The following is a 13,839-nucleotide window of genomic DNA, read 5'->3' as shown; positions in this document are numbered from 1 at the left end:
AAATCCATTAAAAAAGTGTTTTTTTACCTATTTTTTGAGCATTTTTATAAAAAAATCCCGCAAAAATGCGAGATTTTTATTTTTTAAATCATTTTCAGAAAGTTTAGAAACCCATTTTTCCTGAAATTTTGTATTTCACAGACATTTCTTCTTCTAAATGCTGTAAAACCGCATTGACATGTTCAAACGGTTTGAAACATGCTTGGCGAGCAATCACTGCAAAATCCCCTGCACTGAGTTTATTTAAACTGTGTAGCTGGTTTTGTACTTGTGCTTCATTCATTTCAAGATTGAGCTGTAAACAGATATTTTCCAATAAAGCCAAGCGTTGCTGATAACTTAAGAAATCAAAATGCATTTTAAAGTCAAAACGGCGTAAAGCAGCTTGATCCAATTCTTCAAAGCGATTTGTTGTTGCAACTACGATGCCATTAAAACTTTCCATTTGCACCAAGAACTCATTCACTTGAGAAATTTCCCAAGAACGTGTCGCTTGTCTACGGTCTTGTAACAAGCCATCCACTTCATCAAGCAATAAAACCGCTTGTTGCTCTTCAGCATCACTAAAAGCTTTTGCTAAATTCTGCTCGGTTTCTCCCACCCATGGCGAAATTAAGTCTGAACCTCGTTTAACTAAAAGTGGTTGATCCAAATATTCCGCAAGCCAACGTGCAAATGCAGTTTTTCCTGTACCTGATGCACCATATAGGCACAAACGACCAAAACCATGTTGCTGTATACCTACTGCAATCTGTTTAAGATCAGCAGAGGTATTGATGTAATCAAGATCGTAAAATTTAGGCAAAGCATTGCTGTCTTGTAATTTTACCGCCTGAAAACCTTGGGCTTTGAGCGTATTGGAAATAAGTTTGCGCATACTACCTTGTACCGCCAAATCTTCATTTTCCATTTTTGCCATTTTTGCCACTTTATAGCTACGATTTAAAATCGCAGGTGAAAGCTGCTCAACATTGGCAAATGCTTCTTGGTACATCGGATCAATATCTTCCGCACATTGTTTAGCAATAAAATTCATCCGTTGTTTTTTTGGTGGTACTTTAATTTCAAGTACCATATCAAAACGGCGTATAAATGCTGGATCAAGTTGATCTGAGTTCGACACCCAAATCGTTGGTGTTCGATTTTGCTCTAAAATACGGTTGACCCAAGCTTTCCGACTCTGTGCAGTACTTTTCATGCCCATGCCATTTTCAGTGTCATTAAAGACATCTTCAATTTCATCAAACATCAACAAAGCAGACTGGCTGTCAAAAATACACTGTGCAGCACGATAGGCACATAAGCGCCCTGTCGCAGAAATCGCGTCACCATCAGCATCTTCATAAGAGATTTCAAAAAGTTGTACATTGAGCTGCTCAGCAATGACTTTGCAAAGCTCAGTTTTTCCTGTACCTGAACTACCATATAGGAAAATGTTCACCCCTTTTTGCTTGTTATTTTTGACTTGTTTTAAGTACGCCAATAACAAACTCAAATCTTTATCAAGATAAGGATAGTCCTGTAAAGTCAGTTCTGTTGTTTCGCTTTTATTAATCGTGCCTGAAAATAAATCCATGACATCATTGGCTTTAACCAATAATTTATCGACCAATTGGTTGGAAACTAAACTCAGCTTGCCACGTAAATAATTACGGTAATGCTGCTGTACACTAATCAAACCACTACGATGTAAACGTCCTTGCACCGACAAAGCTTGGCGAATGTCGTCATAAGGTACTTTCAACACCACAGCCAAAGCACGTAAAGTTTTAGATGCTGTTAACTCACCAATAGTATCTGCAATATCATCTAAAAGTTGTTCACTATTCAACAAAACCACAAAGGCTAAAATCAAAATTTCAACATCATTTAAATCAAGCAATTGTTGTAAAAGCTTTAAGTTAAATTGCAATTCAGCACTAAACTGAAATGGTTTTCTTAAATGTTGCTGTTCAATATTTTGATAGAGTTGATTTAACTCTTGGTGTGCCAATTGTTCATTAAACTGATCTGTGCATAAGCCATCTGAAAAACCTAAATGTTTTGCAATCCATTGATGACTAAAACAATTATCAGAAATAAACTCTTTTGAACCACCAAGTTCCACCAAAAAACGCAAAGCCCACAGCTTCGCCAGTGGACGAATTTCAGCAAAACTCTCCACTTCACCTTGTTGCACATCATTGGCAAAAGGCTGATCGATATATTTATTCATATTTTCACTAACAATTTTTAAATGTCAGTACATTGACTATTTTTAGACAAGACAATGCACTCAGAACATTAAATATTCTTTAAAAAATTTTAAATTTTTCACGTAATTTAAATCAATTCATTTTCAAAGGTTTTAGCGCAAACCTGTATAGAGTACTTTAATAAACAACATGATTTCTCTCCCGTATATTCCAAACACACACATGGTTTTGGAGCAATTAAAAGGCGGGTTAAATCAAGATATTATGGTCATCCTGCAACCAGTTAAGTTAAAATAGCGATCTTGTCAAAGGCAACGTTACAAGATCAAGAATCGTCAGCGTTAATATTGGAATCATTATTGATTTTAAGCCACCATGGCTTATTTTGAGCGCTATTTTAATTGCTCATTTTTCAAACTTCAAGTTATTTTCTGTATAAAAAACAAAAATCCTGACCAGCAGGATTTTTGTACTTGCAAACTTATTTCGTCTGAGTTTTCTCAACATCGATAAACTGTTGAGTACTATAAATATCTGTTGCTAATTTATTAATTTTCTTTTGTCCCGCTTGTCCAGCTAAGCTCTGGGTATATTTCAAAAAGGCTTCTGCATAATCCAAACCAACATTTGAACGGCGGTCACCTGTAATGGTGCTTAAAGTGGTATAACCATCTTTACCATTTGCGAGGAAATCAATCGTCACGATTTTATAAGTTTTATTTAAATCCAAGGTCTCATATTGTCCAGAAGCATTGCGCACTTGCAACTGACTCAAACGTTGCCCTTTATTTTTACTGAAATCAACATTCCAACGTAAGCCACCTGTATATGGATAACTCCCCGTATTATTCGCAACTACACTGTCAATCGCATCTTCTAAAGTTGCTTTGACTTCTGCACCTGTTAGGTGCAATTCAACCAAGGTATTCTTAAATGGTAAAACACTGTAAATTTTGCCTACCGTAACATTACCTTGTGCAACATCTTCACGTACACCACCACCATTTTGGATGGAAATATCTGCACCAAAGAACGCCTTGCCTTGTTGTAAAAAGGCTTCTGCAATGATCTGTTGAATATCACCGCCATGTTGATCAACATGCGTATTTTTATTACACACATCACCTAAAGTGGAACGACCAACATCTCGTTGTACACCCGGCACACGGCGAGAACACAAATTATCTGTGGCTTGTCCAATAACTTCTTCCGCAAACTTTTGTTTTTGAGTTTGATATGGTTTCAGTACATTCAAAGTTTTCACATCAGGCTGAACAAAGTTAAATGGCACTTGATCTGCTTTAATTTGATTGAAAATAATCGCTTTTTCTGCGGTACTGATATTTGGAATATCATTACGATTATAGATTTTTTGCTGTGCAGGACGCTTGTCTGCATTGTATTGAATTAAATCAGCATTATATTTTTTAATATCCGCTGTACGTTTAATATCGTCGCCTAAAAGTAAATGTGGTGTCCCAGTACAACTGGCAATTTTGCCATCTTTGTCGAATTTAACATTCAGCTCACCTAAAATATTGCTGTATTCCCATGCTTGAGCCACACAAACTGCATCACCATTTTTATTTTTAAGTTGAGTTGGATAAGCCCCTTCTGGACTTAAACTATATTTTTCTAAACTTTTCGGTCCTAATAATGTATGTGAGTCCCCCCCTACAATCACATCAACATCGGTTAAAGCAACTGCTAATTTTTGATCTAAATCATAACCGACATGGGTCTGTAAAATAATATTTTTGATACCTTGTGCTTTTAACAGATCAATTTCTTTTTGTGCCGTGAGAATTTCATCTGCAAAAACTGTATCTGAATTAGGTTGCGATGAATTTTTGGTTTTTCCAGCAATCGTTAAACCAATCACCGCAAATTTCACGCCATCTTTCTCAAAGACTTGGGATTTTTGAATCCGATTGGTTTTGTATAAAGGTGATGATGCACCAAAACTCACATTGGCAGATAAAATTTTAGTTTTTTCCTTACAACTTCCTTGATCTAGGAAATCTATAAATTTTTTCAAACCCACATCAGTTGAATCAAATTCATGATTTCCTAATGTAAAAGTATCAAAACAAACTGTATTCATGGCATCTGCATCAGCTTTACCATCGGTTAAGTTGTAATACAAATCACCTGTTGTCGCATCACCAGCATGCATTTTAAAAATATTTTTCTTTTCTGCTGCAATTTGATTAATCAAAGCTGTAACACGTGCAAATCCGCCTTTGCCAGCATTAAAATCTTCATCGCCTTTGCCCACATTGGCTTTCAACGCAAAACCATCTTTGTCCTCATCCAAATGTGAATGATGGTCATTAATATGCACAATATTTAATTCTAAGCTTTTATTTTCAATAGGTGGCTGGACAACAACAGGATCTTTATCATCATTACATGCGGTAAAAACCACACATAAAGGTAAAATAGCCAAAACTCTTTTTTTATTTGAATATTGCATCATGCACTCTGGAACATTTAATATTTGATTTCAGTGTGTAATATAAATATTTAGTTTTTATGAATTACTTATTGTTTTTTTATTTAAAATATACAATTACAACCTGTTGTATTTAAACAAAAAACCCATATAAATCAACACTTCAACAATAAGTGACTATTCAGCGATTTAAATGATAAAAAAGCAATCAACTTTAAAATCAAAGCTAAAAAGTACAATCACCATTCAGCGCATATTATTTGATCACTCCCATACTCTATGTTAAAACAAATAAAAATACATGCATTTAGATGGAAAAAATATAAGGAAGTAACAATGAAAAATAGATTGTTCTTAACCTGTACATTGGGTTTATTAATATCACCTTTAGCACAAGCACAACAAAATGTTTGTGTATTTGACCTTTTAGGTAAAGCGGGTGAATCTTATAAAATTATGGAAGAATGGGCTTTAGCTTCAAAGGCTTGGGGTGCCAATATCAACTTGATCGCCTATAAATCAGAAGAACAAGCAGATAATGATTTTAAAGCAGATAAATGTGATGCTGTTGCCATGACCACGATGCGTTCTCGTGAATATAATCGATTTGGTGGCTCAATTGATGCATTAGGTAGTGTACCGAACTATGCCATTGCTGAAAAAGCCATTGTCTATGCACTCGATAAACGTAATGCAAAGCGATTAGTCTCAGTAAAAAATAATATTAAATATGAGCTTGTTGGTATCAGCCCAGTCGGTTTGGCTTATATTTTTGTCCGTGATCGTGCAATGGATAATATTGATAAAGCTAAAGGTAAAAAAGTTTCATATCTCAGCTATGATATTGCACAAAAAATGGCAATAGAACGCATTGGTGCAGTCGGTGTTCCATCCGATATTTCAAATTTTGTCAGTAAATTTAATAATGGTGAAGTAGATGCTGTTCCTTCACCTGCCTATGCTTTCAAACCACTCGAAATTTACAAAGGTTTAGGTAATAAAGGTGCTATGTTTACTTATCCTGTGCTACATGTCACCGCCAATGTTATTATTAAAACAGATAAGTTCCCAAACAATTTTGGCAACCAATCACGTGCATGGTCGACACAACGTTTACCACAGGCTTTTAAAATGATTAAACGTTTAGAAGCTGAAATTCCTGCAAAATATAAACTTCCAATTTCTAAAGAAGACCAAATCCGTTACCAAAAATTGCTCCGTGATGGTCGTATCGAACTGACTAAACAAGGCGTTTATGATGCTACGATGATGTCTGTTCTTAAACGTGCACGTTGCACTGTAGATCGAACCAATTTTGAATGTTCATTAACAGATGAATAAAAAATTCAAGGGTTGTAATCAAGAACAAAGCATCTTTTTTACAGCCTTTTGATGTCAAATTTCATAAAAAATCGTGATGTATTTTGCGATTTTAACAATGAATCTTGTAAGCAAAAGAGACTTTTGTTGTAATCAAAAATAAACTGTTACGTTCATTTTATTCCGTATTTTTATAATCTTATTCATTTTAGTAAAATACTACAAAAATAAGTATTTAAAAATATATTTAAAATACAAAAACATACATGAATAATTATTTTTATTTTTTGAGATATTTACTGTGAAAAATAAAATAAAGCAATGATCCAAAAAATACAAAAAATGGAGTAAAAGCTCTATTTTTTTTAAAAAAAAGTTGATTAAGATTGCGGTTAAAAGAAACTCCAATTATGGACGTATAATTGATAAGGACCAAATTATGAAAAAAATAGCACTCGCTGCAACAGCAATCTTAGGTTTAAGCGCTGCAAATGCCAATGCAGCCATTGATGTATGTGTATTCGATTTACTTGGTAAATCAGGCGAATCATTCCAAATGGCACAAGAATGGGCTTTAGCTGCTAAAGGTTGGGGTGCTGATGTTAACCTCATTCCAAAACAAGACGAAGCTGTTGCCGATAACGACTTTAAAGCAGGTAAATGTGACGGCGTATTCATGACAGCTATGCGTGCTCGTCAGTACAACAAATTTGTAGGTTCAATCGACTCACTTGGTGGTGTTCCAAGCAATGCCATTGCTCAAAAAGCCATTACTTTTGCATTAGATGCACGTAATGCTGGCAAAATGGTATCGAACCTAGGTGGTAAAAAATACGAAGTTGCAGGCGTTGCACCATTAGGTTCAGCATTCATTTTCGTACGTGATAAAAATATTAACTCTATTGAGAAAGCAGCAGGTAAAAAGTTTGCTGTACTTGGCTATGACCAAGCACAAAAAGTAATTGTACAGCGTGTAGGTGCTCAGGCTGTTATTTCTGATATCTCGAACTTTGCTGCAAAATTCAATAATGGTCAGGTAGATATGATTGGTGCGCCAGCATACGCTTATAAACCATTAGAATTAAACAAAGGTTTAGGTGCAAACGGTGCAGTATTTAACTTCCCTGTGATGCAAATTACTGCTGATTTCTTGATTCGTCCAGAAAAATTCCCTGCAGGCTTTGGTCAAAAATCACGTGACTATTTTGTGAAGAACTTACCAAAGAGCTTTGCAATGATTGGACGTTTAGAAGCATCAATTCCTGCAAAATATAAAGTGAACTTAACTGCTGATGACAAATTAAAGTATCAAAAAATGATGCGTGATGGTCGTTTAGAATTAACTAAAATGGGTGTATATGACCCAGCAATGATGTCTGTACTGAAAAAAGCACGTTGTTCTGTCGATAAAGCAAACTTCGAGTGCTCTTTAGCAGGCGAATAATATTGATTTAAAAGGAAAAACCCAGAATTTATTCTGGGTTTTTTTAAATCAATAATTTGTCATTTAAGTCATTGTTGATGTAAACATTAACACTTAATCTTATATATAGATGCCAGCATAAGACTTAAACTCTTTATATAGCACCTAGCAAAAAAAATAATTTGATCATGGAAAGGAAAAATAAAATGAAATGGTCTAAGACTCTCTTAGTCGCAGCAGGCTTATGTGCTGCTGTATCTACCGCTCAAGCCAAACAAGTCGTTTGTGTATTTGATTTGGTTGGTAAAAATGGTGATGTATTTAATTTAATGAAAGATTATCAGCTCGCTGCCAAAGCATGGGGCGCTGATATTGAACTTAAAGTTAATCAAAACGAAGGGGTTATTGCTGAAGACTTTAAAGCGGGTAAATGTGACGGGATCAGCGTTACAGGTATGCGTGGTCGTCAGTTTAACAACTTTACTGGTTCACTCGATGCAATTGGTGCAATTCCAGACCTTAATCTTGCAGTGAAAATCATGCAGGGTTTAACCTCACCTAATTTCTCAAAATACATGACTAATGGTCAATACGAAGTGGTTGGTGTCATTCCTGTCGGTGATGCTTTCTTGATGGTCAATGACCGTAATATCAATACTGTTGCCAAGGCAGCAGGTAAAAAAATCGCTGTTCTTGACTATGATCAAGCACAAAAAATCATGGTACAACAAGTGGGTGCACAAGCTGTAAGTGCCGATGTCACCAACTTTGGTGCAAAATTCAATAATGGACAAGTTGATATTATTGGCGCACCTGCTGCAGTCTTTAAACCATTAGAGTTACATAAAGGGCTTGGCACAAAAGGGGCAATTGTGAATTACCCTATTTTACAAGTAACTGGTAATTTAATTATTCGTAAAGATAAATTCCCTGAAGGTTTTGGTCAAAAATCACGTGATTGGGTCAAAGCACAATTACCTCGTGCTTTTGGCATCATTGGGAAAATGAAAGCAGATATTCCTGCAAAATATTGGATGCAAGTGCCACCAGCTGATAAACCAGGTTATCAAAAATTGATGCGTGAATCTCGTATTAGTCTTACTCAACAAGGTGTTTATAATAAGCAAATGATGAAACTTTTATGGCAATTCCGTTGTAAAAATGATCCTAAAAACTTTGAATGCGCACTGCAAGATGAGAACTATAAGTAATTTTGAATCAAAACCGACAATTTTACTCTGAATTTACTTTAAAGTTCACAGACTGACCATATATTAGGTATACTATATATGGTCTTTTTGTCTGAAAGACACTATCGAACTCGTTTGAGGAATATCCCCATGAATGCCCAAGCTCTTGAACTAACTGATAATGCAGCGAATAAAGTTCGTCAACTTCGTGATAGCGAAGGTAATCAAGAACTTATGTTACGTGTTTATGTAACAGGTGGTGGTTGTTCAGGATTTTCTTATGGCTTTAACTTTGCTGAAAGCATGAATGATGATGATGCTGAATTTAGTAATGGTGATGTCAAAATGTTGGTAGATTCTTTAAGCTATCAATATTTGGTTGGTTCAAAAGTTGATTATATTGAAGGTTTAGAAGGTTCTCGTTTTATCGTAGCCAATCCAAATGCAACAACAACCTGTGGTTGTGGTTCTTCATTCTCGATCTAATTAACACAGAATTTTAAGGTGCCCTCAGCTTTGAGGGCATTTTTATTTCAACATATATAATAATTTAAACGACAGTTTCTAAAATATATCCACTGAGCTCTTTAGCATTTTGCACAGGAATCCAATGCGTTGCATCCATAATGACTTCTTTATATGGCGCATGGACATAATTTTTATTGTATTCCAGACTTTTAGGACCAATCGCAGTGTCATGTTTCCCCCAAATAAATAAGGTAGGAACAGTGATCGGTTTCAATAAGTTTTTATTGGAACTGAATGGTAAACCACGATACCAATTCAGGGCAGTGCTCAAGCGTTTTTCATTGACAATTTCTTGTTGAAAGTCCTTGAGCTGTTGTTCTGTCATGCCTGAATCTTTGAGTAAAGCCAAACCGATTTGAGGAACTTTTTCAAACAGTAACTCAGGAATTTTAGGCAGTTGAAATAAACCCATATAATAAGATTTAAATAATTGATTACTACTCAACATCGCTTTCATAAATGCGGCTTTGTGTGGTACCGAAATCGTAATCAAATGCTTTATTTTTTCAGGATAACGCTGTGCCACATCCCAAGCTACTACCGCACCCCAATCATGCCCAACCAAATAAACAGGTTGTTGAATAATGTCGAGTAAAGCATTTACATCTTCAAGCAAAGCAGAACTACGGTAATCACTTCGTTTAGATGGCTGCGCACCTAGACTATAACCACGTTGATTGACTGCACAAGTTCGATAACCATGTGCATTCAAAATTTCTGATGTCTCTTGCCAACTTTTATTAGTTTCAGGAAAACCATGCAACAAGACAAATATTTGCCCATCTAAGGGTCCTGAATCAAGCACATCAAAAGTAAGACCTTCACGTTGATATTCGGTTAATCGTTGTTTTAATACATCCATATGTTTGCTCATTTGAAATTTTTATTGATATTGAAAGTTTATTGCGCTTTTTTAAACAGCAGAATGGGACATACATCAGGCTAAACAGGTCGAGAATTGTTTAACAATCTCGACCTAAATATGAACTTTTTAATCCTATGATTCAATATTAAACTGTGGTGATTGTACCTAAAACTCGGTAACCATTTGCTCCTGTCACCGCAGGCAAATTTCCACTGAGTTGTTGATCAAAACGCATGGCTAACCATGCAAAGGCAGTTGCTTCAACCCAAGTTGGCGATAGTCCCAATGCCGATGTAGTTTGCACTGACCAATTATGTTTGCGTAAACGCCAACGTAATTGTTCAAGAAGGTATGAATTATATGCCCCACCACCACAGACATAGACTTCGCCAGTATCTAAAGGTGAACGGTAAATGGCTTTTTTAATGGCACGTGTGGTAAGTTTTAATAAAGTTGCTTGCACATTTTCAGGGCTATCTTCCAACTCATCGTATTCTAAATCATTTTTCCAATCTGAAATTTGCTCATCCAACCATTCTAAATTGAAATCTTCACGCCCCGTACTTTTCGGTGGCTCTTTAGAAAAATACTCATGTGCTTGTAAACGGTCTAATAAGCTTCGGATCGGCTGCCCATACGCTGCCCAATTACCATTTTCATCATAAGGTTGCCCCGTATAACGATGACACCATGCATCCATAAGAATATTTGCAGGACCTGTATCAAAACCATAGACCTCATCAGGATTCCCCGCAGGCAATAAACTGACATTAGCAATCCCGCCTAAGTTTAAAATCACACGATGAATACTTTCGTGTTGAAATAAAGCCTGATGAAAGGCAGGAACTAAAGGTGCACCTTGTCCACCTGCTGCCATATCACGACGGCGAAAATCTGAAATTACAGGAATTTGGGTAATTTCAGTGATGATATTGGGATCACCTATCTGTAAAGTAAAACCATGCTCAGGACGATGACGAATGGTTTGGCCATGTGAACCGATGGCTTTTATTTGTGATTTATCTAAGTTATTTTCTTGAATTAGTTGGTTAATTGAATTGCCAATCATGGTTGCAAGCGCAACATCTGCTTTGCCCATTCGATCAATTTCATTGTCACTAGGTAATGTCAACGCCATGAGCTCATCCCTTAAATCAGGATCAAATGGTGCTGTTAAAGTGGCATGAATTTGCAGTGGATCAAATGAAGCGGCAACAAAATCGACGCCGTCCATGCTGGTTCCAGTCATTACGCCAATATAGATTGTTGTCATGAGATATTCTTCGCCTGCATTTTGCTGAAAAAATGTTAGTATATCGCACAAATGAGATAACTGATGTATTGGATTTTGTGATGTCAAATTTCCTTCCTGCGGAAGAACAACTTGCCCTCATTCAACGAGGAACGCATGAAATTATTTCTGAAGAGGATCTGTTAAAGAAACTCAAAGAAAATCGTCCTTTAAAGATTAAAGCAGGCTTTGATCCAACTGCACCTGATTTACACTTAGGGCATACTGTTTTAATTAATAAATTAAAAACTTTCCAAGATTTGGGTCATGAAGTGACTTTCTTGATCGGTGATTATACCGCCATGATCGGTGACCCAACAGGAAAAAGCGCAACTCGTCCACCTTTATCACGTGAACAAGTGTTGGAAAATGCCAAAACCTATCAAGAGCAAGTCTTTAAAATTCTTGATCCAAATAAAACTAAAGTTCGTTTTAACTCTGAGTGGTTTGCCACCAAAACTGCGGCTGATTTAATTCAATTGGCTTCACAGCAAACTGTTGCACGTATGTTAGAACGTGATGATTTCACCAAGCGTTATAATAACCATCAACCGATTGCGATCCATGAATTCTTATATCCATTGGTTCAAGGCTATGACTCAATCGCACTAGAAGCGGATGTTGAGCTTGGTGGTACAGACCAAACCTTTAACTTACTCATGGGGCGTACACTGCAAGGTCGTTATAATCAAGAAGCGCAAGTGTGTATCACTGTGCCAATTCTTGAAGGTTTGGATGGCGTCAATAAAATGTCTAAATCTTTAGGCAACTATATCGGTGTATTTGATGCACCTGGCGCAATGTATCAAAAAGTATTGTCTATGCCAGACAGCTTAATTGAACGTTATTTTGACTTATTAAGCTTTAAATCTTTAGAAGAAATCGCAACACTTTTAAAAGAAATTGAAGCAGGTCGTAATCCACAAGAAGTGAAGAAGATTCTTGCACTTGAATTGGTTGAACGTTTCCACGGTGCTGAAGCTGCTGAACATGCACACAAAGGTGCTGGTAATTTAATTACTGAAGGCGAACTTCCTGAGGGTACACCTGAAATCACCATTTCACGTGGTGAGTTTGGCGGTGAAGTGTCAATTATTTCTATCTTACGTGCAGCAGGTTTAACCAAGAATTCAGCACAATCGAAAGATGCTGTTTCACGTGGAGCCGTTAAAGTGGACTGGGAAACTGTCGATGCAAGCTATATGGTGAAAGAAAATGTGACTTTAATTATTCAGGCAAGTAAAAAAGCCATCGCAAAAGTCACTTTTGTAGACTAAGTGTATTTATATAAATACTTGAAAATAAAAAATCCCCAAGCCTAGTCTTGGGGATTTTTATGATCTGACATGTAGTATCAATCATTTTATAAAAAGTAGATACTATTTAGAATAATTTATTACGCTATTCATCCATTAAAGAACATTCAAAGTTTGTACGGTCAATCGTACATCTTGCTCTTTTTAACACAGACATCATTTGCTGATCATAGACGCCTTGTTTTGTGAGTTCTACACGCGCTTCTCGTACAATCATTTGATATTTCGTAGTTTGTTCCTTCGTAAGCATTAACTTATACTTTTCAGGAATATCCCGTTCAGTTCGATTTACATATTGTAATGTTTTAGGTAAATGTTTTAGGAAAATACCACGTGAAGTTGCACCAAAGCTTGTCGGAAATTTTTCAGGACGTATCACCATCAGCATAGTGACATTCACGACAGGAAATACCACTACTGCACCTTGAGCGCCCAAGCCTTTATGCATCTCAAAAGGTTTATACAAATAAGCAGGTGCTGCAGTCATATCAACCTGATTATTATTAAATTTTGCCACCAAGTTTGAAATTTCTGAAGATACAGGCACAGCTTTAATCTTCTTTAGCATATATCTTTGAGCAACATCATAACCCAAAAATGAAAATTTTTTACCTTCCAAATCTTTAATAGGATCTTGCGGATTCTTAATTTTATTATATTTTACAAATAAATAAGCTGTACCAATTTGATCAATTCCAGCAACTTCAAAGTCCTCACCATTGACCTTAGACAACATCCGTTTGGCATTTCTTTTATCCAGTGCATATCGAATTGCTCTCTCTGCAATGGTAATATTCGGGACAGCGCCAAGTGCATCAATAGAGCCCGCAAACTTATTATAGTAACGTGCTCTTAAAGATGTCAGATATACTCCATCACATTTCCCCGCTTTGAATGCAGCATCGGCATCCTCTTCTTTCGGATAAGGTAGCAATTTAATATTTGCACCTGTATTTTTAGATGCTAAAGCCCACTCTTCCATTCCCTTAAAAATATCACCAGAGCGCCCTTGTACATCAAAGACACAAATGGTTTGTTGTGCTCGTGCAAATGTTGCAGTCATTAATATTCCTAATAATAATGCGCTTGAACTCAGTATTTTTATTTTAGACACAGCTTCCCGCTCCTATGCTTATTTTACTCATATCAACAACATGACTTTTATCACAAAAATAAATATTTATGTATATTTAATTGAATTTTATAGACAAAAGCATTAGCTGTACCAAACTCATCTTATTAAATTTTCCTTAAAA

Annotated in this window: 10 protein-coding genes; 5 read left to right on the top strand and 5 right to left on the bottom strand. The window is 36.1% G+C overall.

What is annotated here, in order from left to right; translation table 11 throughout:
• Positions 1-103 precede the first annotated feature (103 nt).
• Both AVJ19_RS15290 and AVJ19_RS15285 read right to left on the bottom strand, forming a co-directional pair.
• A complete protein-coding gene (locus AVJ19_RS15290) occupies positions 104-2,215 on the bottom strand; it encodes an AAA family ATPase (RefSeq protein WP_111860515.1) in 2,112 nt (703 codons plus the stop codon).
• Positions 2,216-2,676: 461 nt separating this feature from the next.
• On the bottom strand, positions 2,677-4,671 hold the full coding sequence (locus AVJ19_RS15285; RefSeq protein ID WP_111860514.1) for a 5'-nucleotidase C-terminal domain-containing protein: 1,995 nt from the start codon (positions 4,669-4,671) through the stop codon (positions 2,677-2,679).
• 315 nt (positions 4,672-4,986) lie between these two features.
• Here AVJ19_RS15285 and AVJ19_RS15280 point away from each other — a divergent pair, with 315 nt between their 5' ends.
• The 4 genes from AVJ19_RS15280 (at position 4,987) to erpA (ending at position 9,069) form a co-directional block, all read left to right on the top strand.
• On the top strand, positions 4,987-5,991 hold the full coding sequence (locus tag AVJ19_RS15280) for a putative solute-binding protein (protein ID WP_111860513.1): 1,005 nt from the start codon (positions 4,987-4,989) through the stop codon (positions 5,989-5,991).
• 418 nt (positions 5,992-6,409) lie between these two features.
• The gene (locus tag AVJ19_RS15275) at positions 6,410-7,414 is read left to right on the top strand and encodes a putative solute-binding protein (protein WP_111860512.1); all 1,005 of its coding nucleotides are present in this window, start codon (positions 6,410-6,412) and stop codon (positions 7,412-7,414) included.
• Between the two features lie 185 nt (positions 7,415-7,599).
• Positions 7,600-8,604: a putative solute-binding protein gene (locus AVJ19_RS15270; protein ID WP_111860511.1), complete on the top strand. Its 1,005-nt coding sequence runs from the start codon at positions 7,600-7,602 to the stop codon at positions 8,602-8,604.
• Positions 8,605-8,733: 129 nt separating this feature from the next.
• Positions 8,734-9,069 (top strand): iron-sulfur cluster insertion protein ErpA, encoded by a 336-nt coding sequence (erpA, locus tag AVJ19_RS15265; protein WP_111860510.1) that lies wholly within the window; start codon positions 8,734-8,736, stop codon positions 9,067-9,069.
• 64 nt (positions 9,070-9,133) lie between these two features.
• On the opposite strand, the gene AVJ19_RS15260 is transcribed toward erpA, so the two are convergent.
• Both AVJ19_RS15260 and AVJ19_RS15255 read right to left on the bottom strand, forming a co-directional pair.
• Complete coding sequence (locus AVJ19_RS15260) at positions 9,134-9,973, bottom strand: alpha/beta fold hydrolase (protein ID WP_111860509.1); 840 nt, start codon at positions 9,971-9,973, stop codon at positions 9,134-9,136.
• 148 nt (positions 9,974-10,121) lie between these two features.
• The gene (locus tag AVJ19_RS15255; protein ID WP_111860517.1) at positions 10,122-11,249 is read right to left on the bottom strand and encodes an anhydro-N-acetylmuramic acid kinase; all 1,128 of its coding nucleotides are present in this window, start codon (positions 11,247-11,249) and stop codon (positions 10,122-10,124) included.
• An 80-nt stretch (positions 11,250-11,329) separates the two neighbouring features.
• Between AVJ19_RS15255 and tyrS the strand changes: the two genes are divergently transcribed.
• The gene (tyrS, locus tag AVJ19_RS15250) at positions 11,330-12,544 is read left to right on the top strand and encodes a tyrosine--tRNA ligase (protein WP_111860508.1); all 1,215 of its coding nucleotides are present in this window, start codon (positions 11,330-11,332) and stop codon (positions 12,542-12,544) included.
• Positions 12,545-12,668: 124 nt separating this feature from the next.
• Here the strand turns inward: tyrS and AVJ19_RS15245 are convergent, their stop codons facing one another.
• Complete coding sequence (locus AVJ19_RS15245) at positions 12,669-13,646, bottom strand: putative solute-binding protein (protein WP_111860507.1); 978 nt, start codon at positions 13,644-13,646, stop codon at positions 12,669-12,671.
• Positions 13,647-13,839: the final 193 nt, after the last annotated feature.

The sequence above is a fragment of the Acinetobacter sp. CFCC 10889 genome (assembly GCF_003268395.1).
Classification (GTDB): Bacteria; Pseudomonadota; Gammaproteobacteria; order Pseudomonadales; family Moraxellaceae; genus Acinetobacter.
Note: the sequence above shows the minus strand (reverse complement) of the source record. Positions and strands in the feature narration are given on the sequence as shown.

Coding starts and splice junctions, on each gene's coding strand:
- AVJ19_RS15290 (WP_111860515.1), bottom strand. CDS start 2,215: ATGAATAAATATATCGATCAGCCTTTTGCCAATGATGTGCAACAAGGT.
- AVJ19_RS15285 (WP_111860514.1), bottom strand. CDS start 4,671: ATGCAATATTCAAATAAAAAAAGAGTTTTGGCTATTTTACCTTTATGT.
- AVJ19_RS15280 (WP_111860513.1), top strand. CDS start 4,987: ATGAAAAATAGATTGTTCTTAACCTGTACATTGGGTTTATTAATATCA.
- AVJ19_RS15275 (WP_111860512.1), top strand. CDS start 6,410: ATGAAAAAAATAGCACTCGCTGCAACAGCAATCTTAGGTTTAAGCGCT.
- AVJ19_RS15270 (WP_111860511.1), top strand. CDS start 7,600: ATGAAATGGTCTAAGACTCTCTTAGTCGCAGCAGGCTTATGTGCTGCT.
- erpA (WP_111860510.1), top strand. CDS start 8,734: ATGAATGCCCAAGCTCTTGAACTAACTGATAATGCAGCGAATAAAGTT.
- AVJ19_RS15260 (WP_111860509.1), bottom strand. CDS start 9,973: ATGGATGTATTAAAACAACGATTAACCGAATATCAACGTGAAGGTCTT.
- AVJ19_RS15255 (WP_111860517.1), bottom strand. CDS start 11,249: ATGACAACAATCTATATTGGCGTAATGACTGGAACCAGCATGGACGGC.
- tyrS (WP_111860508.1), top strand. CDS start 11,330: ATGTCAAATTTCCTTCCTGCGGAAGAACAACTTGCCCTCATTCAACGA.
- AVJ19_RS15245 (WP_111860507.1), bottom strand. CDS start 13,646: ATGACTGCAACATTTGCACGAGCACAACAAACCATTTGTGTCTTTGAT.